The sequence below is a fragment of the Cupriavidus sp. BIC8F genome, assembly GCF_032465815.1.
GTDB classification, from domain to species: Bacteria; Pseudomonadota; Gammaproteobacteria; order Burkholderiales; family Burkholderiaceae; genus Cupriavidus; species Cupriavidus necator.
Genome location: NZ_CP136094.1, coordinates 2,116,602 through 2,134,036 on the forward strand (window position 1 = coordinate 2,116,602; position 17,435 = coordinate 2,134,036).

Annotated in this window: 18 protein-coding genes and 1 pseudogene; 9 read left to right on the forward strand and 10 right to left on the reverse strand. The window is 64.2% G+C overall.

What is annotated here, in order from left to right:
• Positions 1 to 6: 6 nt before the first annotated feature.
• Both RS901_RS09890 and RS901_RS09895 read right to left on the reverse strand, forming a co-directional pair.
• A complete protein-coding gene (locus RS901_RS09890; protein WP_316153292.1) occupies positions 7 to 810 on the reverse strand; it encodes an anti-sigma factor in 804 nt (267 codons plus the stop codon).
• The gene (locus tag RS901_RS09895; protein WP_316153294.1) at positions 797 to 1,429 is read right to left on the reverse strand and encodes an RNA polymerase sigma factor; all 633 of its coding nucleotides are present in this window, start codon (positions 1,427 to 1,429) and stop codon (positions 797 to 799) included. Before RS901_RS09895 ends, RS901_RS09890 begins: the two co-directional genes overlap by 14 nt.
• Positions 1,430 to 1,603: 174 nt before the next feature.
• Between RS901_RS09895 and RS901_RS09900 the strand changes: the two genes are divergently transcribed.
• The 3 genes from RS901_RS09900 (at position 1,604) to RS901_RS09910 (ending at position 3,344) form a co-directional block, all read left to right on the forward strand.
• Positions 1,604 to 2,482 (forward strand): metallophosphoesterase family protein, encoded by an 879-nt coding sequence (locus RS901_RS09900; protein WP_316153296.1) that lies wholly within the window; start codon positions 1,604 to 1,606, stop codon positions 2,480 to 2,482.
• A 12-nt stretch (positions 2,483 to 2,494) separates the two neighbouring features.
• On the forward strand, positions 2,495 to 2,869 hold the full coding sequence (locus tag RS901_RS09905) for a cupredoxin domain-containing protein (protein ID WP_013955750.1): 375 nt from the start codon (positions 2,495 to 2,497) through the stop codon (positions 2,867 to 2,869).
• A 187-nt stretch (positions 2,870 to 3,056) separates the two neighbouring features.
• Positions 3,057 to 3,344, forward strand: coding sequence for an ArsR family transcriptional regulator (locus RS901_RS09910; RefSeq protein ID WP_316153298.1), 288 nt, complete (start codon positions 3,057 to 3,059; stop codon positions 3,342 to 3,344).
• Positions 3,345 to 3,422: 78 nt separating this feature from the next.
• On the opposite strand, the gene RS901_RS09915 is transcribed toward RS901_RS09910, so the two are convergent.
• The 3 genes from RS901_RS09915 to RS901_RS09925 all read right to left on the reverse strand — a co-directional run bounded on the left by RS901_RS09915 (position 3,423) and on the right by RS901_RS09925 (position 7,634).
• Positions 3,423 to 4,964, reverse strand: coding sequence for a transglycosylase SLT domain-containing protein (locus RS901_RS09915; RefSeq protein ID WP_316153299.1), 1,542 nt, complete (start codon positions 4,962 to 4,964; stop codon positions 3,423 to 3,425).
• A gap of 181 nt (positions 4,965 to 5,145) precedes the next feature.
• Complete coding sequence (locus RS901_RS09920) at positions 5,146 to 5,556, reverse strand: hypothetical protein (RefSeq protein ID WP_316153301.1); 411 nt, start codon at positions 5,554 to 5,556, stop codon at positions 5,146 to 5,148.
• 326 nt (positions 5,557 to 5,882) lie between these two features.
• A complete protein-coding gene (locus RS901_RS09925) occupies positions 5,883 to 7,634 on the reverse strand; it encodes a SulP family inorganic anion transporter (RefSeq protein WP_316153303.1) in 1,752 nt (583 codons plus the stop codon).
• Between the two features lie 347 nt (positions 7,635 to 7,981).
• On the opposite strand from RS901_RS09925, the gene groES reads away from it, so the two are divergent.
• On the forward strand, positions 7,982 to 8,272 hold the full coding sequence (gene groES, locus RS901_RS09930) for a co-chaperone GroES (RefSeq protein ID WP_010813047.1): 291 nt from the start codon (positions 7,982 to 7,984) through the stop codon (positions 8,270 to 8,272).
• Positions 8,273 to 8,317: 45 nt separating this feature from the next.
• Positions 8,318 to 9,961, forward strand: coding sequence for a chaperonin GroEL (gene groL, locus RS901_RS09935; RefSeq protein ID WP_013955756.1), 1,644 nt, complete (start codon positions 8,318 to 8,320; stop codon positions 9,959 to 9,961).
• 390 nt (positions 9,962 to 10,351) lie between these two features.
• Here the strand turns inward: groL and RS901_RS09940 are convergent, their stop codons facing one another.
• The gene (locus RS901_RS09940; RefSeq protein ID WP_316153306.1) at positions 10,352 to 10,567 is read right to left on the reverse strand and encodes a hypothetical protein; all 216 of its coding nucleotides are present in this window, start codon (positions 10,565 to 10,567) and stop codon (positions 10,352 to 10,354) included.
• A gap of 282 nt (positions 10,568 to 10,849) precedes the next feature.
• Here RS901_RS09940 and RS901_RS09945 point away from each other — a divergent pair, with 282 nt between their 5' ends.
• Positions 10,850 to 11,410: a fimbrial protein gene (locus RS901_RS09945; protein WP_316153307.1), complete on the forward strand. Its 561-nt coding sequence runs from the start codon at positions 10,850 to 10,852 to the stop codon at positions 11,408 to 11,410.
• A 116-nt stretch (positions 11,411 to 11,526) separates the two neighbouring features.
• Here RS901_RS09945 and RS901_RS09950 read toward each other — a convergent pair.
• A pseudogene (locus RS901_RS09950) lies at positions 11,527 to 11,667 on the reverse strand (metallophosphoesterase); the annotation flags it as partial.
• A gap of 464 nt (positions 11,668 to 12,131) precedes the next feature.
• On the opposite strand from RS901_RS09950, the gene RS901_RS09955 reads away from it, so the two are divergent.
• From RS901_RS09955 to RS901_RS09965, 3 genes are read left to right on the forward strand one after another with little or no spacing between them, the layout of a single operon-like run.
• Positions 12,132 to 13,370 carry a pilus assembly protein TadG-related protein gene (locus RS901_RS09955; protein WP_316153309.1) on the forward strand — a complete coding sequence of 413 codons (1,239 nt, stop codon included), beginning with the start codon at positions 12,132 to 12,134 and terminating at the stop codon, positions 13,368 to 13,370.
• Between the two features lie 9 nt (positions 13,371 to 13,379).
• A complete protein-coding gene (locus tag RS901_RS09960) occupies positions 13,380 to 13,871 on the forward strand; it encodes a TadE/TadG family type IV pilus assembly protein (protein WP_316153311.1) in 492 nt (163 codons plus the stop codon).
• Positions 13,864 to 14,310, forward strand: a complete 447-nt coding sequence (locus RS901_RS09965) for a pilus assembly protein (protein ID WP_316153312.1) — start codon at positions 13,864 to 13,866, stop codon at positions 14,308 to 14,310. The genes RS901_RS09960 and RS901_RS09965 overlap by 8 nt, the downstream gene beginning before the upstream one ends.
• 85 nt (positions 14,311 to 14,395) lie before the next feature.
• On the opposite strand, the gene RS901_RS09970 is transcribed toward RS901_RS09965, so the two are convergent.
• The 3 genes from RS901_RS09970 to RS901_RS09980 form a co-directional block, all read right to left on the reverse strand.
• Positions 14,396 to 15,181, reverse strand: a complete 786-nt coding sequence (locus RS901_RS09970) for a metallophosphoesterase (protein ID WP_316153314.1) — start codon at positions 15,179 to 15,181, stop codon at positions 14,396 to 14,398.
• 219 nt (positions 15,182 to 15,400) lie between these two features.
• On the reverse strand, positions 15,401 to 16,375 hold the full coding sequence (locus RS901_RS09975) for a type II secretion system F family protein (RefSeq protein WP_316153316.1): 975 nt from the start codon (positions 16,373 to 16,375) through the stop codon (positions 15,401 to 15,403).
• Between the two features lie 76 nt (positions 16,376 to 16,451).
• Positions 16,452 to 17,429, reverse strand: a complete 978-nt coding sequence (locus tag RS901_RS09980) for a type II secretion system F family protein (protein ID WP_316153319.1) — start codon at positions 17,427 to 17,429, stop codon at positions 16,452 to 16,454.
• Positions 17,430 to 17,435 lie beyond the last annotated feature (6 nt).

Here is a 17,435-nt window from a genome sequence, read left to right on the forward strand (position 1 = left end):
CGAGCGCTATGGCGTGCCACCGCCGGCCACGCGCCATGCCTTGCTGAAGCGCTGCAGGTCGGCCGCCGAGGCATCGGTCACGGCCCAGTAGTCCATGCCGCCTGCCTGCCAGTGCGTGATCTGGTAGCCCTGCCGGGTCAGGGTGCTGTCAAAGCCCGGCGCCGCCTTGCGCGCACCCGCGCCGCGCAGCACGAACACATCGATCGGATGCTGGTTGCGTCGATAGACCAGCACCGCCACGCGCTGCCCGTGGAGGTAGTCGAGCCGTCCGCCAACGAGCGGAAAGCCTTCGGCCGCCATGTCCTGGACCGGCGGCGCGAAATCCAGCCGCCCGTTGAACCATGGCTTGACCGTGTGGCGATCGGTGGATGCCACGTCGACGGCGTGGTCGGCGATCAGCGCGCGCACGTGGCCGCTGACAACTTCACGCGCCATGGCGTCTTGCGGGGAATCCTGCAGCAGGAACAGCGTCAGCCCGAACGCCATCGATGCCACGGTCAGCGCCGCCAGCCCGGCGTTGACGGCGGGGCGCCAGGCAAACCAGTCGAGCCAGCGCGAGCGCGATGCCTCTCCACCTGCCGGCACGCGGGCCGCGGGCAGCGCGGCAGCGATCCGGGCGCGCAGGGCGGGACCTGCGCGATGGTAAGCCGCGCCCTCCCGTACCGCCGTGCGCAGCGCGCGCAGGCGTCCCAGTTCGGTCGTGCACGCGGCACATTGCGCCAGGTGCTGCTCCAGGCGCAGGCTTTCCGCCGCGCCGAGTTCGTCGTCGGCGCAGGCGGGCAGCAGTTCGCAAACCTCATTGCAGTCCATGACCTGTCTCCCCGGCGGGGTGCGGTGGCGGCGCCAGCGCACCGGATGGCGGGCGAACGTGTGCCGGCCCTTGCGCCGTACTCTGCTGCTGCAGCGCCGTCACGGCAGCCGCCAGCATGCGCCGCCCGCGCGCGAGCCGCGACATGACCGTGCCGATGGCGATATCCGCGACGCGCGCGATGTCGCGGTAGGGCAACTCCTCCAGTTCGCGCAGCACCAGCACTTCGCGAAACGCCACCGGCAGCTGCTCCAGCGCCCGGTGCACCAGCCGCACGTCTTCCTGCCGCAGCAGCCACTGCTCAGGGTCGTCCCGGCCATCGTGCCAGGCCGGCAGGGGCTGGTTCTCGCGCAGGTCGTCATAGCCGCACACCTCGCCGGCCGCTTTGCGCTTCTGGCAGGTGGTGAACCACGTATTGCGCACGATGGCGAGCAGCCACGGCCGCGGCTGCTCGCCGCGGAAACTGCCAAAGAGCCGGTAAGCGCGCAGGAAGGCTTCCTGGACCACGTCGTCGGCCTCGCTGGCGCTGCCCGACAACCAGCGCGCGAGGTTGTAGGCGGCATCCAGGTGCGGCAGCACCAGCTCATCGAAGCGGCGGCGTTCGTCGGATGCGTGATCCATGCGTGCCTTGGTCGGTTTGTGCGCCGGCGCCGGTGGCGCACGTCCTCTGTATACCGGCGTTCCATGCAGTTTATTCCCACTGCGCGCGGATTTTCTGCGGTTCCGCATTGCGGGGAATAAAGCTCCCCGCAAGCCGGTATGACAGGCACATCCCTGCAACCAGACGGAGGCACCATGGACACACTGAAGCGCCGCGATTTCCTTAGGCTGGCAGGCGCCGCAGGCGGCGCGGTATTTGCCTCCGGGCTCCCGGGCTGGGCCTTCGGGCGCGATGAGGACTTCTATTTTGTGCAGCTGTCGGACGCACACTGGGGCTTCCAGGGGCCGGCCAATCCCGATGCGCGCGGCACGCTGCCCAAGGCCGTCGCCGCCGTCAATGCGCTGCGCCAGCCGCCCGACTTCATCATGTTCACCGGCGATCTCACGCACACCACCGACGATCCGCAGGAGCGCCGCCGGCGCCTGCGCGAGTTCCAGTCCGTGATTGCCGGCCTGGGCGTCAGGACGATCCACCTGATGCCGGGCGAGCACGACGCCAGCCTCGATGCGGGCGCGGCCTACCAGGAGCTGTTCGGGCCGACGCACTACACCTTCGATCACAAGGGCGTGCATTTCATTGTGCTGGACAACGTTTCCGATCCGGCCGGTCGGGTCGGGGATGCGCAGCGCGCATGGCTGGCGGCGGACCTCGCGCGGCAACCGAAGGGCGCGCGCATCGTGGTGTTCACGCACCGCCCGCTGTTCGACCTGTATCCGCAATGGGACTGGGCCACGCGCGACGGCGCGCAGGTGATCGACACACTGATGCCCTATCCGAACGTGACCGTGTTCTACGGTCACATCCATCAGGAACATCACCACACGACGGGCCACATTGCGCATCACGCCGCACGCTCGCTGATGTTCCCGCTGCCGCCGCCGGGCTCGCAGCCGCAGCGCCTGCCGGTGCCATGGGATGCCGCGCAGCCCTATCGCGGACTGGGCTGGCGCGAGATCGAAGCGAAACCGGCGCCCGGCGCGTTCGCGCTGGCCGAGCAGCCGATCGCGGCCTGACCGGAGCCGGCCATGAGAATGTCATCGATGGTCGGGCGGCGCACGGCGCTGGCCTGGATGCTTGGCCTCGGGGCGGCCGTGCTGGCCGGCACCGGCCGGGGCGATGCGGCGGCGCCGCGCGTCATTCGTGTCCACGCGCGCAAGTTCGTCTTCACCCCGAATCACATCCCGCTGCGTGCCGGCGAGTCGGTCGTATTCGAACTGACGGCACAGGACGTGATCATGGGCTTCAGCGTGCCGGATTTCGGCGTGCGTGCCGACGTGCCGCCAGGCGCGACCGTGCGTTTGCCGGCAACGGCGCGCGGCAGCGGCAACTATGGCTTCCTGTGCGACATCTTCTGCGGATCGGGGCACGAGACCATGAACGGCGTGATCGAGGTCATGTAGGCGCCGCCCGCCGGATCCCTGGAGCCCGCGGGCGTGACGGCTGGTGTTGTAATCGCGCAGCCCGTGGGCGGCCCTATTGCCTTTGCCCTGCGAGCCGCGTAGAACGTTGGAAAACGGCGCCTGGAGAGGGCCGGCAGCCGCTCTTGGTGGGCGGCGGAGCACAACGCCAGAGGATCGAGGTGTGGCCATGGAGACCCAAGAGAGCGCGCTGACGCTTGCCCTGATGACCGAACCCGCGCGCGCCAGGATCTGCCGCGCGCTGCTGGAAGCCGGCGAGGGCGGGCTGCCCGCCGCCGCTCTGGCGCAACTGGCCGGGCTGAGCCTGCCGCGTGCCGCACACATGTTCCAGGAACTGATGCAGGCTGAAGTGGTGGCGCTGTCCATCCGCGAGCGCCAGGTCTGCTATGTGCTCAAGGCCCGGCGCGCGGTGCGCGATGCGTTGGGCTATATCGACAGCAGCGGCCTGGCCGACTGATCCTTGCCGCGTGGCCGGGCGCAGGTTGGCGCGGCCCGGTTCCACCGCCGTCCTGCCAGCGCGGGCGCCGGTGGCAGGCTACTTCCGGACTTCCTTCAGTGCCCGCTCACGCGCGGCTTCCCTGTCCTCCATGAGCCGGTAGGCCGCGTAGTACTTGAAGATGTTGCGCACATAGGTGGTGGTTTCGATGCCGATCTTCTCCGCCACCACGATCTCGACATTGTTGAACCACTTGTCGGGGTCCAGCCCGCGCGCCGCAGCCTCCTTGCGCATCTTGGCGATATTGCCCGGCCCGGCGTTGTAGCTGGCGAAGGCGAACAGCGGCCGGTTCGATTCCGAGAAGTGCGCGTCGGGGAAGTACTTGGTCATCAGCCGGTCCATGTACTTGGCGCCGGCGTGGATGTTGGACTCGACCATCTTGATATTGCCCACATTCAGTTCCTTGCCGGTGGCGGGCATGATCTGCATGATGCCGACGGCGCCCACGCGACTGCGCGCCTGCTGGTTGAGCTGTGATTCCTGGAAGCCCTGTGCGGCGAGCATCAGCGGGTCGAAGTGATAGTCCTTGCCGTACTTCTCGAAGAAGGCAACGGTCTGCTGGAAGCGCTTGTATTCGGCATCTTCAGTGTTGTTCTTGATCTGCTTGATCCGGCGCATGTATTGCTTGAGCAGGTATTCCGCCACGCCCTGCTTCTTGACGTGGTTGATATAGAAATCGTCGATTGCCTGCCGCAACTGCGGGCTGTTCTTGCGGAAGGCCCAGCCGGTATAGCCGCCTTCGCGCACCGCCAGGTCCTGCCGCACCTTGATCTCAGGCAGGATCTGCGCCCACATCGCCGCCTTCCAGTCATCGACCACCACGATTGCCAGCAGGCCCGCATTGACCATCTCGAGCACGTCTTCATCTTCGAGGGCATCGGGCAGCAGCACCAGGTGCATCGGCGCCTTGCCGGACTGGCGCAGGCGCTCGTTCAGCGCGGTCAGGCTTTCGTAGTAGCTGCTTGCGCGGCGCACGTGGACGGTCTTGCCTGCCAGGTCGTCCAGGCTCTTCAGCGCCGGTGACTTGGGGCCGGTCACGATCAGCTCGCGCACCGGCTTGCGGTCACGCGGCGCGAAAAAATCAACCTGCTTCAGCCGGGTCTCGGTCTCGGTCAGGTTGCCGGCGGCGATATCGCCCAGGCCCGCCGCCAGGTCGGGCAGCAGGTGGTCGCGCGTGGTGGGGATGATGATCACGGTGAGCGGACGCTTGCCAAGACGATCGGCGTAGGTCTTGTTCAGGTAGCGCTCGAATTCCCGCACCAGCTCTGCGGTCAGTCCGCGCTCGTGACCTTTGTCGCTGAAGTAGAGGGTGCGGCTGTATGGCACCAGCACGCGGATGACGCGGCTGTTGACCATCACGTCGAAGTCGCCTGTGCGCGGCTTGTTGGCCAGGTTTAGCCCGCGCGGCTTCGCGGGCGCTGCCGTGCCGGCCGCGGCTTTCGCAGCCGGCGCCGCCGCGGGTGCCGACGCCGGCGCCGGCTTCTGCTGTGCTACGGCAAACGTGCTGCCCAGGCTGAACGCGGCCATCAGGCCTGACAGGAGCAGGCCTGTAAACCAGTGGTGCGGGCGGAGAGCGGGCATGGCGCAGATGGCGAGCCGGGCGAAAAAGCGCGCGACTTGTTCTTATCGAGTCTAGGCGCGATCCGGCTTGTTACAAGCCGCCAATCCCCGATGCTCCCGCGGGCAAAAGGAGGGAAGACGACAGGCAAAAAAAAGAAGGTGGCCTGCTGATCCCGGCCACCTCGTTCTGCGCCGGCTGGCGCTATTGCTTAGGCGCGGCCATCTGGTCCTTGGCCACTGCGTCCGCGGCCTTGTTCTCGACCTTGCGCTCCTGCTTGGCAGCGCCGACGTCCTGCTTGTACTCGCCCTTGGCCGCCTTCTTCTTGGCCTTGTACTCGGCCGAGGCCTTCTGGCGTGCCTCACGGCGCTCGACCAGTGGATCCTTGGGTGGTTGGACCTGGGTCATGCCGGGCGATGCACTTTGGGAGCCTGCCGCGGCGGCAGGGGCGGCTGGGGTTGCCGGGGTGGCCGGCATGCCCTGGGCGGCCGGAGTTGCCGGCGTGGCCGGGCTGGCCGGCGTCTGGGCAATCGCCGTGGCGCAAGTGAGGCCTGCCAGTCCTGCGGCAATCGCGCCGACGATCTTGGGAAGGCGAGCGGGCTGTTTCAGATCCATGGAGAACCTCCGGAGTCGTTGTCCGAGACGCCGGCGACGGATGCGCCGGCGCGGCGTAGGCCGCACATCCCTGCCGAAGCGGGAATGCAACGGTGCCCTCAGTCTAGGCAGCGAGGCGGTGTTGCGCTGTCGGGCAAGCGCCGAAGCGGGGCCGGAATACTCCTACAAGCGCGCCGTGGCGAAGATGTTGCGCGCTTGCGACAGCGGCGCCAACGCCGCACGCCATCCGTCGCCACGGTACGCGCTCGGCGATGTCGCCTTGCGCCAGTACGATGGCCGGCCCAGGCGCCAGGCTCGCGGCGGTTGCTGCGCAATGCATTCGCGCTTCAGGCGGGCGTAGCGGTCTTGTTCGCAAGGTAGTGGTTGACCGCAAGATCCATGCTTTGGAACAAGCGCTCGCGCCCGAGTGTGTCCCCAAGGGATGACCGCCGAACCATCTCCAGCACATTGGGATTCAGTTCCACCAGCCAGAGCATCACGCCGCCTTCGCGCATCTTCTTTTCGGCTTCCGTCAGCATCCGCAGCGCCGTGTACTCGAGGTCAAAGACGCCGGCAAGGTCGAGCACCACCACCCGGGGATTCGCTGCAGCAATGATGGGCCGCATCTTGTGCCCGATGTGTCTCGCATTGGCGAAGTAGACGCGGCCCTCCGGCCTCAGCATCACCATGCCGGGATAGGTCACGTCGGCGGGATGCTCGGCGGACTGCGGCCGGAATACATTGGTGCCGGGCTTGCGTGCCAGGACATAGACTGGCGGATCGGAAGTCTGGTAGGCCAGCGCCAGCAGCGAAACAATGATGGCGGCGGCAATGCCGTTCAATGTCCCTAGCAGCACGACGCCGGCAAAGGCTACCACTGCCCAGATGAACTCCGTGCGCCGGATGCCGAGGATGGCGCGAAACTCCGCCGGCTGGATCAGTCCCACCGAATAGGCGATGACCACTGCCGCCAGCGCGGCCTCCGGCATCAGGCCGATCAGCGGTGCCAGCACCAGCATCGCGCCCAGCGCGACGGCCGCAGTGACCAGTCCCGCCAGCTGCGATCTGGCGCCGCAGCGGCGGTTCACCGCGGTCTGCGTGGTCCCGCCGCCGGCAGCCATCGCGCCGAGGAATGCGCCACCCAGGCAGGCGAACCCCGTGGCCAGCAGCTCGCGGTTCGGGTCCGGCGCGGGTTCGCCGCTCTGCGCGAAGGCGCGTCCGGCTGCGATGGTTTCCGTAAAGCTCATCAGGGCGATGCCCATGGCCGGTACCAGGAGCTGCATGACCAGATCGGGATCCGGCAGCGTGAGGGGCGGCAGGCCAGTCGGGACATGGCCAACGGTTTCGACGCCATGAGACTGCAACCCGAGCAGGCTGACTGCCGCAATCCCGATCCCCACCGCGATCAGCGGTGCCGGCGCGCGCGGCACCAGGCGCTCCATGCCGATCAGCAGCGCCAGGACCGTGACCCCAACGGCCATGGTTGCCAGCGAAGCGTGGGGAACGCCCTGGACCATGGCTGCGAGGTTGTGGAAAAACGCGCCCTTCTGGAAATGGATGCCGAGCAGCTTCGGAAGCTGGTCCACCACGATCACCAGCCCGATCCCGGCCTTGAAGCCGATCAGGACGGGCTCGGAGATGAAATCGGCAACAAAGCCCAGGCGCAGCAAGCGGGCGGCGACCAGGATGATGCCCACCAGGCAGGTGAGCGTGGCCGAAGCCGTCAGCAAGCTCGCGGTACCGCCTGCCTTCGTGGTATCGCTAAGCGCGGCTGCTGCCAGGATCGCCAGGGTGGTCGTGGTGCTGACGCTGAGCGGGCGCGAGGTTCCCAGCATGGCGTAGATCAGCATCGGCGCGAAGACCGTATAGAGTCCGACCTCGACCGGCAGGCCCGCGATGGTGGCGTAGGCGAGGGCCTTCGGGATGACGACTGCCGCAACGGTCAGCCCGGCCATGACATCGGGCTTCAGCCAGTCGCGGTGGTAGTGACGCAGCCACTCGGGCCACGGCAATGCAAGCACGCCGGCCGAGTTGCGCAAGGTGCGGCAGGGATCGCGACCGGCGCGGTTGCGGCGACGGGAGTGGGATTCCACGTTCATGGAGGGTGATCCGGGCGGCGGGCTTGATGTTTGTCGTTGTCGTGCGGCGACCCATGTACAGTTTGGTCGAAATTACACGGAGCGGCAAATGCACGTTAAGTGGCTAAAGCTCCCCTTTCAATGGCTCTCCAAGGCGATATCCCTCGAGAATTTCACGTCCAAGGGAAAACCCGTATCAAGTCCCTGTCTTGAAATGGCCATACCCCGTCCCTATAATTAGCACTCGCCGGGGGTGAGTGCTAACAGCATGAAAGCGCCCCTTGCGGCACCTGAACATTTCAGACGGCCGTCGCCTCGGTAGCCGGCCGATTTGTGATTAAAAACTCACTTTGCATCTAGGAGTCCGTATGAATCTGCGTCCTTTGCACGACCGCGTGATCGTGAAGCGTCTGGACAACGAAACCAAGACCGCGTCCGGTATCGTGATTCCCGACAACGCTGCCGAGAAGCCCGATCAAGGCGAAGTACTGGCAATCGGTCCTGGCAAGAAGGATGACAAGGGCAACAACATCGCCCTCGACGTCAAGGTCGGCGACCGCGTGCTGTTCGGCAAGTACGCCGGCCAGGCAGTGAAGGTGGAAGGCCAGGAACTGCTGGTCATGCGCGAAGAAGACATCATGGCCGTGGTGAACAAGTAATTCACCGACTGACCGCCACCCGTACAGATTTCAGGAGATTCAAGAATGGCAGCTAAAGACGTAGTGTTCGGCGACGCCGCACGTGCCAAGATGGTCGAAGGCGTGAACATCCTCGCCAACGCAGTCAAGGTGACCCTGGGCCCGAAGGGCCGCAATGTGGTGCTGGAGCGCAGCTTCGGCGGCCCGACCGTGACCAAGGACGGCGTGTCCGTGGCCAAGGAAATCGAGCTGAAGGACAAGCTGCAGAACATGGGTGCCCAGATGGTCAAGGAAGTGGCTTCCAAAACCAGCGACAACGCCGGTGACGGTACCACCACCGCTACCGTGCTGGCCCAGTCGATCGTGCGCGAAGGCATGAAGTTCGTCGCCGCCGGCATGAACCCGATGGACCTGAAGCGCGGCATCGACAAGGCTGTCGCCGCCGCCGTGGAAGAGCTGAAGAAGGTCAGCAAGCCCACCACCACCAGCAAGGAAATCGCCCAGGTTGGCGCGATCTCGGCCAACAGCGACACCTCGATCGGTGAGCGCATTGCCGAAGCCATGGACAAGGTCGGCAAGGAAGGCGTGATCACGGTTGAAGACGGCAAGTCGCTGGCCGACGAGCTGGAAGTCGTGGAAGGCATGCAGTTCGACCGCGGCTACCTGTCGCCGTACTTCATCAACAACCCGGAAAAGCAGGTTGTCCAGCTGGACAACCCGTTCGTGCTGCTGTTCGACAAGAAGGTCTCGAACATCCGCGACCTGCTGCCGGTGCTGGAGCAAGTGGCCAAGGCTGGCCGCCCGCTGCTGATCATCGCTGAAGACGTCGAGGGCGAAGCCCTGGCGACCCTGGTGGTGAACAACATCCGTGGCATCCTGAAGACCGCCGCCGTCAAGGCCCCGGGCTTCGGCGACCGCCGCAAGGCCATGCTGGAAGACATCGCCATCCTGACCGGCGGCACCGTCATCGCTGAAGAAATCGGCCTGACGCTGGAAAAGGCTGGCCTGAACGACCTGGGCCAGGCCAAGCGCATCGAGATCGGCAAGGAAAACACCATCATCATCGATGGCGCCGGCGACGCAGGTGCGATCGAAGGCCGCGTGAAGCAGATCCGCGCCCAGATCGAAGAAGCGACCTCGGACTACGACCGTGAGAAGCTGCAAGAGCGCGTGGCCAAGCTGGCCGGCGGTGTTGCCGTGATCAAGGTTGGCGCTGCCACCGAAGTTGAAATGAAGGAAAAGAAGGCCCGCGTTGAAGACGCCTTGCACGCCACCCGCGCTGCGGTGGAAGAAGGCATCGTCCCCGGCGGCGGTGTGGCCCTGCTGCGTGCCCGCGCTGCGATCTCGGCACTGACCGGCGAAAACGCCGACCAGAACGCCGGTATCAAGATCGTGCTGCGTGCCATGGAAGAGCCGCTGCGCCAGATCGTGCTGAACGCCGGTGAAGAAGCTTCGGTGGTCGTTGCCAAGGTTATCGAAGGCAAGGGCAACTACGGCTACAACGCGGCTTCGGGCGAGTACGGCGACCTGGTGGAAATGGGCGTGCTGGACCCGACCAAGGTCACCCGCACCGCACTGCAGAACGCCGCTTCGGTGGCTTCGCTGATGCTGACCACGGACTGCGCAGTTGCCGAATCGCCGAAGGAAGAGTCGGCTCCGGCAATGCCGGGCGGCATGGGCGGCATGGGCGGCATGGAAGGCATGATGTAAATCATTGCCGACTGACTGCCCTTACGGGCAGGCTGTCTTGAAAAACCCCCGCGGGCTCGCGCCCGCGGGGGTTTTTGCGTTTCGAGAGAGGGATGCCTGCTCCTCATCCGTCTGCCATGCGACCCGGCCGGCCACGGCCGGACCATACCGCTGCGTGCCATCCACGCCAATCCGACGCCAATCCCAATTGCCGGAGCTTCATGCAACGCACGTGTGGCAAGAAGATTCTCAGCCTGATCTAAGGCTTGGCCTATTCGAGGCGCTGGCAGCGCTGGCTACATTCTGTGTTGACGGTGGCAAGAGGTCGTCGGCAAGCCCCGCTTCAATTCACATTCCCCGCATGGCTGCCATGGAACCTCGAACCATCACATCGTTACGACGCCGCCTTTTTCATGCCGGATCGCGCACAAGGCAAGCCTGGCGCGCCCCCTTGATCCTTGTCTGCATGGTGTTCATGTGCCTGGCACACACGCGGGCATATGCTGCCTGTTCCGGAACCACCTCGACATCGCCTTTCTCGCCGTCCACGGTAAGCATCAGCAAGACCACCGGTATCGGCCAGGTGATTTCCAGCGCTACCATCACCCTGACGGTGACTTGCGACAACACCGGACTCGTGAGTCCTGCTACCAGTGGCTGGGCCTTGAACTACACGCCACAGTCGCCGCTGGTGACCACCTCAATCTCGCAGCAGACCTTTGCCACCGCCATGCCGGGGTTGGGCTGTCGCATGTATCTGCCCAATGGCAATGTGATTGCCCCAACCAGCTATGGCACCAACGGTGGCGACAACTTTGGCGTGAATTGCATGGGAGCGGCCTCGGCGGGCTCGCTTGCACGATGCCGTTGGGAACCTCGTCGCATACATTCCTGTTCCGGTTGGACCTGGTGCGAACCAGCAACGCGCTGACGAGCGGCACGTTCAGCAATAGCCTGATGCGCTTCGGCTACCAGGACAGCGGGACCGGAGCTTCGGGGCCTGGGCCGGCTACGGCCCAGTTTGGTGACGAAATCACTTCGCCCGTGACCTTCCAGTTCATCGCCCCAAGCTGCACCCTGAGCGCGGGCACGGCGAATCAGGTCATCACGCTGCCCAAGATCGGAAACTCGGCCCTGCCTTCGGTCGGCGCGACAGCCGGTGCAACGGGCTTCATGCTCAATCTCGAGAATTGCGTCACCCAGTCGGTCGTCACGCTGACTGTCGGCGGTACCACCGAGACGGTGAGCAGCGTGCTGCAAAACAACGGATCGGCGCAGGGCGTCGGCCTGCAACTGCTGAATGGCGGCGCCAATGGCACGCCGCTGCCACTGAATGCCAACGTCGCCATGGGAAATGTCGGCACGGCAACGGCCATGGGCATTCCATTGGGCGTGCGGTACTACCGGCTCGACACGGTAGGGCCCGGCACGGTAAGCAGCGTGGCAACGGTCAATTTCGACTACAACTGACGCAGCGCCAGGCCGACCATCGGCATGGTCGCGCTCTCGTCGCAGGAGACGGCCACCGCGCAATAAAATTGTAACGACATCGTGCTTGCCGAACCTGTGGCTGGCCGCGCAGCGCGTCAGACCTCAACCACGCAGCACCAGTCGAAGCGCTGGTTCTCCAACTCGCCGGTGCGGCGGCTGACATAGCCGCGCGGGTTGCAGACCACGCGCGAATCGTCGATGCAGTAGTCGAAGCTGGTGTGGGTGTGGCCGTGGATCGGCAAGCCCACCCCGCGTGATGCTCAACTCGTGAGCCGAGGTATGAGTCAATTCTGTAACACACGTCGTTGCTACAGGAGGCCTCTTTTCACTTGCTTGCAGAGCTGAGTAGCCACAGCAAGTAATTTCTGAGCCCGGTAAGTGATCTTGATCGCACCATTGGAGCGAAGTATGCCGATTTGGGTGAGCTGTGAGCTGGAAGCGGGACCCTATTGATCGGGGTTCCAGTATCCCGGTGAGTCGTCCAGCGAACTCTCTCCAGGCTGTGACCCTACCTACTGATTCCGCCATAGGGCCGATACCAATTGCCGTTGGCATGACCAAGAATGCTTGTACGAAGCGAGCTATCGGGATGTTCCCGGCGTAGTCAGCTGGTCGCCCATGTGTCGCTGGCAGCCGTGGAGTCCGGCTATGACAGCGGATCCAAGCTGGGTGCTCATGTCTCCCATCCAAGGCGATGCATATGTCCACGTATGGCAAAAAGAAGGCAAAAGGGGTCATTCTTCCGATTGTGGGCCTGACCCTGGCCGTGTTGTTAGGCATGGCCGGACTGGTCATCGACCTGGGCGCGATGTTTGTCGCGAAGACGGAGCTACAGTCCGCTGTCGATAGCTGCGCGCTGGCGGCAGCGCAGGAACTCGATGGGACGGCGGATGCCCTGACAAGGGCTACGAGCGCTGGAATGACCGCCGGGAACGCCAACAAGGTCAAATACCAGAATAGCTCTGCGGGCATCGTCGATACAGACGTAACCTTCAGCGATACGCTAACCGGTGCCTACAGTGCGACCTTCGCGCCTGTGGCAAATGCGCGCTACGCAAGATGCCAGCATGCTACCTCGGGGATTGCGGCCTACCTGATTCAGATGGTCGGAGGCCCAACCAGCACGGCTGTTTCTGCAGTCGGTGTTGCGACGCGCACTCATGCTCAGAGCACTTGCCCGATTCCGGTTGGCTTGCTTCCCAAGACGGGGGGCAGTGCGCCTGACTATGGGTTCGCAACTGGCGAATGGGTGACTGTGCTTTACGACGGTACGAAGACAGCATCCCCTGGGGAAATGGGCTGGTACAACCTTGATGGATCAAAAAACGCCAACGAAACAAAACAAGAAATGGCCGTCGGGTACTGCAACTCCAAGGTCAACGATACGGTTGGAACCCCTGGGGCCAAGGTCGCCGTTGACGACCAGTGGAACAGCCGCTTTGGCATCTACAAGAACAACAGCGACAAGACAGTCATGCGGCCGGACCTTACGGGTTACGCCTATACGAGCACGAACTGGCCGAACGGCAAGCAGGCATATTCCGGTTCGTCGGGTGGTACCGACCCTACGGCGACCAATTTCAAGGCCAAGCGGCTCACATACGCGAGCTACGCGGACACGAGTACAGATGTCGGGGTTGGCGACACGATCACCAGTCTGAACATGAAGGGCGGCTACCAAAATCTGGCCGTACCGGGCGGCACTGGCGATCACGCAAAACTGGGGATGAGCCGCCGCCTTGTGATCGTGCCGGTCGTCTCGACCGCCTCGAAAGTCATCGACTTTGCCTGCATGCTCATGCTTCAACCGATCAGCGGACCTACCGCTTCGGTTCAGTTCGAATATCTGGGCAATGCCGCAACGATCAGTAGTCCCTGCACGACGAATGGACTCGCCGGCGGGAACTTTGGTCCCATGATCCCGGCCCTTGTTGAGTAGGGGAAATCGATGAAGAAGCGACAAAAAGGTGTAGCGCTCGTCGAGTTCGCCATCACGTTCGCCTTGCTGCTGGCGATCTGCTTCGGACTCACTGAGTTCGGCCGGGCCATCTACACATACAACACGCTGGCAAAATCGGTTCGTGATGCGGCACGCTACCTGAGTACGCAGGCGGCGGGCAGCGCGACCGCGCACGACATGGCCAAGCAGCTGGTCGTCTACGGCACGCCAGTTGCCATCGACACCCAGCCGGCCCTGGTGCCTGGCCTCAATACCAGCATGGTGGTCATCTGCGATGCGGCGGATCCGGCATGCATCGCCAACATGGGCCAGGGCAGCAACCCGGCAATCAACACGGTAACGGTCCGGGTGACCGGCTATACCTTCACGCCTATCCTGGATCTGCTCGGATTTACGCGGTTCTATACCGGTGGCAGCACTTCCCTTACCTCCATTCCTTTCAGCGATATCTCCGCTACGATGAGGCAAGCTTATGAATAGGCATCAGAGAGGTACGACAGCGGTTGAATTCGCCATCGTGGCAGTGCTCTTCTTTTCGGTGCTGCTTGGCATACTGGAGTTCGGCCGGGTGCTATACACCTGGAATGCTGTCGCAGAAGCAACCCGGTGGGGAGCACGACAAGCCGTGGTTTGCGGCCGGGGATCGCCGTCAGTGCTCAACCGCATGCAGGAAATTCTGCCAAGCCTTAAATCTGCCAATGTCTCCGTCAGCTGGTACGACGCAAACGGACTCAGTGCCAGTTGCGACAGCGCGTCCTGCACGGGAGTCGCTGTCAGCGTGACGGGATTGACCGTTTCCCCGGCATCTCCGGCATCCTGGGTCGGTTTTTCCAGCCTGGCAGTGCCCGGATTCCTGACTTACCTTCCGCGAGAAATCATGGGGCAGGATGCAGGGAGTAGCGCAGTCTGCGACAGCTAGACCTCGGGCCAAGGAGGGGAGGCCCCTGCCGGCGCAGGTCGGCTGGAACTTCTTGCGTTCTGGTCTCCAGATGCCTGCGCAGGCATCAGATGTCGATGACGCAGCCCCAGTCAAAGCGCGGATTCTCCGGCTCGCCAGTGCGGCGGCTGACATAGCCGCGCGGGTTGCAGACCACGCGCGAATCGTCGATGCAGTAGTCGAAGCTGGTGTGGGTGTGCCCGTGGATCCACAGGTCGGTCTGCGCCACCAGGTCCGGCCGGCGTGACAGGAAGCCTCCGGAGACTAGGTCGTGCGAGTAGCGCGGGTCGAGGCTGCCGAGGTCAGGGCCGTGGTGCGTGACCACCACGGTCTTGCCATCGTAAGGCTGTGCCAGTTGCGCCCCCAGCCAGTCCGACGCAGCCAGGTGGCGCGCCAGCGCATCCTGCGGCGTGAAATGGCGCAGCCGGCCATCGTCGACCCCCATTTCGATCAGCCGGTGATCCAGCATCACTGCCGCGCAAGCCTGCATCGCATCCTCGCGCCGGTCGGTGCCGAAGAGCGCGTAGTCCGTCCACCAGGTGGTGCCGATGATGCGCACGCGCCCGCGCACGCCGGCGAATTCAGCCACCGAGCCGTTGAGCAGATGCATCCCCGGATACGCCGCGGCGGCATTGGTCATCAACCGGTCCACGGCGTCGAAATTACTCTCGTAGTATTCGTGATTGCCCGGCACGTAGACCACCGGCTGGCTGAAGATGCGCGCGGCCCAGTCGATGCCATCGCGTCCATTGGCGATATCGCCAGCCAGCACCACGATGTCGGCATCGCAGGCCGACACGGCCTGCGGCATGTTGTGTTCGATGTGGAGGTCGCTCAGGATGCGTAGCTTCATGGGGACTCCGGAGGCGATTGGCGCTCGCTGCATCGGCTGCGGCGGCGGCATGGGGGACTGCCTGCATTCTTAAGAAGACCGCCGGTCTGGTCAAGTCCCAGGATATCCGGGAGGAGATCCGGAAGCAAAAAAGCCCGGAACCGGTCCGGGCAAGTGACTGTCTTGCCGGCATTGCACCGGGAGACAGCCGGGGGAAACGTTCGCGGTTTCCCGGGAGTATTAGCCGCCCTGTCCGGTCATCGTCGGCAGCAGGACGCGATAGATCTGGATAAATGCGGGCCCCAGGAGTACCAGGAGCAGCGACGGGAAGATGGTGAAGATCAGCGGGAACAGCAGCTTCAGCGCAATCTTGGCAGCCTGTTCCTCGGCGCGCATGCGGCGCTTGGTGCGCAGCATGTCGGACAGCACGCGCAGGGACTCACCCAGACTCGTGCCGAAGCGATCCGCCTGGATCAGCATGGAGGCAAACTTGTCCACGTCTTCCACACCGGTGCGCAGAGACAGATTCGACAGCGCTTTTTCCTTCGAGAAGCCCGAGCGCAACTCCAGCAGCATCAGCTGGACTTCATCGGCCAGAACCGGGCAGCGAAGCGCGAGTTCGTCGGCCACGCGCATCAGCGCGGCATCCAGCCCGAGGCCGGCCTCTACGCAGACCGTCAGCAGGTCGATCATATCGGGAAACTCTTCAAACACCGTGCGTTGGCGTTGCGCCACCTTTCGCGCCAGCACGATGCTCGGCAGGTAGTAGCCGATTGCGCCCAGCACCGCCAGCAACAAGAGCATGACCTGCTGGTCCTGCAGCTCCGGCTGACCGCTTGCTGCCAGCAGTCCGATCATCGGCAGAGCGACGGCCAGGACGGTCTTGGCCGCAAAGTACAACGATGCGGCGCTGGCGTTACGCCAGCCGGCGTTCATGAAACGCACGCGCAGCTGTGAATGCTCCCAGCCTTGCTTGGGCAGCGACAGGCGCGAGACAGGCTGTGCCCATTGCACCAGCTTATCGAGCCAGGCGTGCTGCCGGTCCGGCTCCCCCCCAGCTTGGCCGCCCTGGCCGGCAATCTGTTCGGCCCGCCCGCGCATGCGGTTGGGCGAGAACACATAGAGCACACCGAACACCGTGCCGAACGCCGCCACAAAGATCAGCGCGAGCACGACAAACTGGTCTGCCTGAAACCCCTGGATGATGCCTTGCATGATGGACTCCCGTCAGGATGGCTGTCCAAGCCCTGCTTCTTAGAGCACTGCGTGATCTGGCCAGCGCCTTGGCGGCTCATACTCGGATTCGGATGATCTTGCGCATCCAAAGTACGCCGAAAGTCATCGACACAAGCGCGCTACCGACCAGCTGCAACCCGATCGGGTCTTCCCACAACACCTTCATGAACCCTGGATTGACTACCATGATCATTCCGGCAGTGCAGAAGGGCAGCAGGCCCAGCACCCATGCAGACATCTTGCCTTCCGCCGACAGCACGCGGATCTTGTCGAACAGCTTCAGGCGTTCACGCACCATTCTGCCGATCGTGTCGAGGATCTCCGCCAGATTGCCGCCGCTTTCACGCTGGATCAGCACCGCGATGACGAAGTAGCGCAGGTCGCCGACCGGCACGCGGATGGCCAGGTTGGTCATGGCTTCGTCCAGCGCCACACCGTAGTTGATCTCTTCGAAGGTTGTGCGGAACTCCGGCCCGATCGGGGCCTTCATTTCCTGCCCGACCATGCCGAGCGCCCCGCTGAACGAGTGCCCGGCGCGCAATGCGCGGCTGATCATGTCGACGGCATCGGGGAGCTGCGCTTCCATCAGCTTGAGCCGCTTTCCGCGCAGGCGCATCACATGAAGCACTGGCAGCAAAGCTGCCAACGCCGCGCAGGCCAGTACCAGCGGCACAGGCACTGGCAACAGCGGGATCAGTGCCACCGCGCACAGCGCCACCATTGCACAGTAGCCGAGCAACTGCGCTACCGACCAGGTGCTGCCGGATTGCTCCAGCCAGCGGTCCAGTGCGCCGATGCGGGGTACGCTCATCAGCCATTGCTGCATGCGCGGAGAGCCGGCAAGCAAGCGCTTCTTCAGGATCGACAACTGCTCGGCACTGACGTGCCCTCCTGCCGACAGGGCCCGCAGCCGTGCTTCGATACGCTTGGCCGCAGGCCCGTGGGCGTTATTCCACCACAGGTAGATGCCCTCGACACAGAGCACCACGGCAACGAACAGCAGGATGCCGAAGGTGTAGAAGATTGTGCTCATGTGTAG

What these genes read in the sequence shown, in the direction of transcription:
- RS901_RS09955 (WP_316153309.1), top strand. Translation starts at nt 12,132, where the DNA reads ATGTCCACGTATGGCAAAAAGAAGGCAAAAGGGGTCATTCTTCCGATT.
- RS901_RS09895 (WP_316153294.1), bottom strand. Translation starts at nt 1,429, where the DNA reads ATGGATCACGCATCCGACGAACGCCGCCGCTTCGATGAGCTGGTGCTG.
- RS901_RS09975 (WP_316153316.1), bottom strand. Translation starts at nt 16,375, where the DNA reads ATGCAAGGCATCATCCAGGGGTTTCAGGCAGACCAGTTTGTCGTGCTC.
- RS901_RS09900 (WP_316153296.1), top strand. Translation starts at nt 1,604, where the DNA reads ATGGACACACTGAAGCGCCGCGATTTCCTTAGGCTGGCAGGCGCCGCA.
- RS901_RS09965 (WP_316153312.1), top strand. Translation starts at nt 13,864, where the DNA reads ATGAATAGGCATCAGAGAGGTACGACAGCGGTTGAATTCGCCATCGTG.
- RS901_RS09925 (WP_316153303.1), bottom strand. Translation starts at nt 7,634, where the DNA reads ATGAACGTGGAATCCCACTCCCGTCGCCGCAACCGCGCCGGTCGCGAT.
- RS901_RS09905 (WP_013955750.1), top strand. Translation starts at nt 2,495, where the DNA reads ATGAGAATGTCATCGATGGTCGGGCGGCGCACGGCGCTGGCCTGGATG.
- RS901_RS09980 (WP_316153319.1), bottom strand. Translation starts at nt 17,429, where the DNA reads ATGAGCACAATCTTCTACACCTTCGGCATCCTGCTGTTCGTTGCCGTG.
- RS901_RS09960 (WP_316153311.1), top strand. Translation starts at nt 13,380, where the DNA reads ATGAAGAAGCGACAAAAAGGTGTAGCGCTCGTCGAGTTCGCCATCACG.
- RS901_RS09910 (WP_316153298.1), top strand. Translation starts at nt 3,057, where the DNA reads ATGGAGACCCAAGAGAGCGCGCTGACGCTTGCCCTGATGACCGAACCC.
- RS901_RS09890 (WP_316153292.1), bottom strand. Translation starts at nt 810, where the DNA reads ATGGACTGCAATGAGGTTTGCGAACTGCTGCCCGCCTGCGCCGACGAC.
- RS901_RS09920 (WP_316153301.1), bottom strand. Translation starts at nt 5,556, where the DNA reads ATGGATCTGAAACAGCCCGCTCGCCTTCCCAAGATCGTCGGCGCGATT.
- RS901_RS09915 (WP_316153299.1), bottom strand. Translation starts at nt 4,964, where the DNA reads ATGCCCGCTCTCCGCCCGCACCACTGGTTTACAGGCCTGCTCCTGTCA.
- groL (WP_013955756.1), top strand. Translation starts at nt 8,318, where the DNA reads ATGGCAGCTAAAGACGTAGTGTTCGGCGACGCCGCACGTGCCAAGATG.
- RS901_RS09970 (WP_316153314.1), bottom strand. Translation starts at nt 15,181, where the DNA reads ATGAAGCTACGCATCCTGAGCGACCTCCACATCGAACACAACATGCCG.
- groES (WP_010813047.1), top strand. Translation starts at nt 7,982, where the DNA reads ATGAATCTGCGTCCTTTGCACGACCGCGTGATCGTGAAGCGTCTGGAC.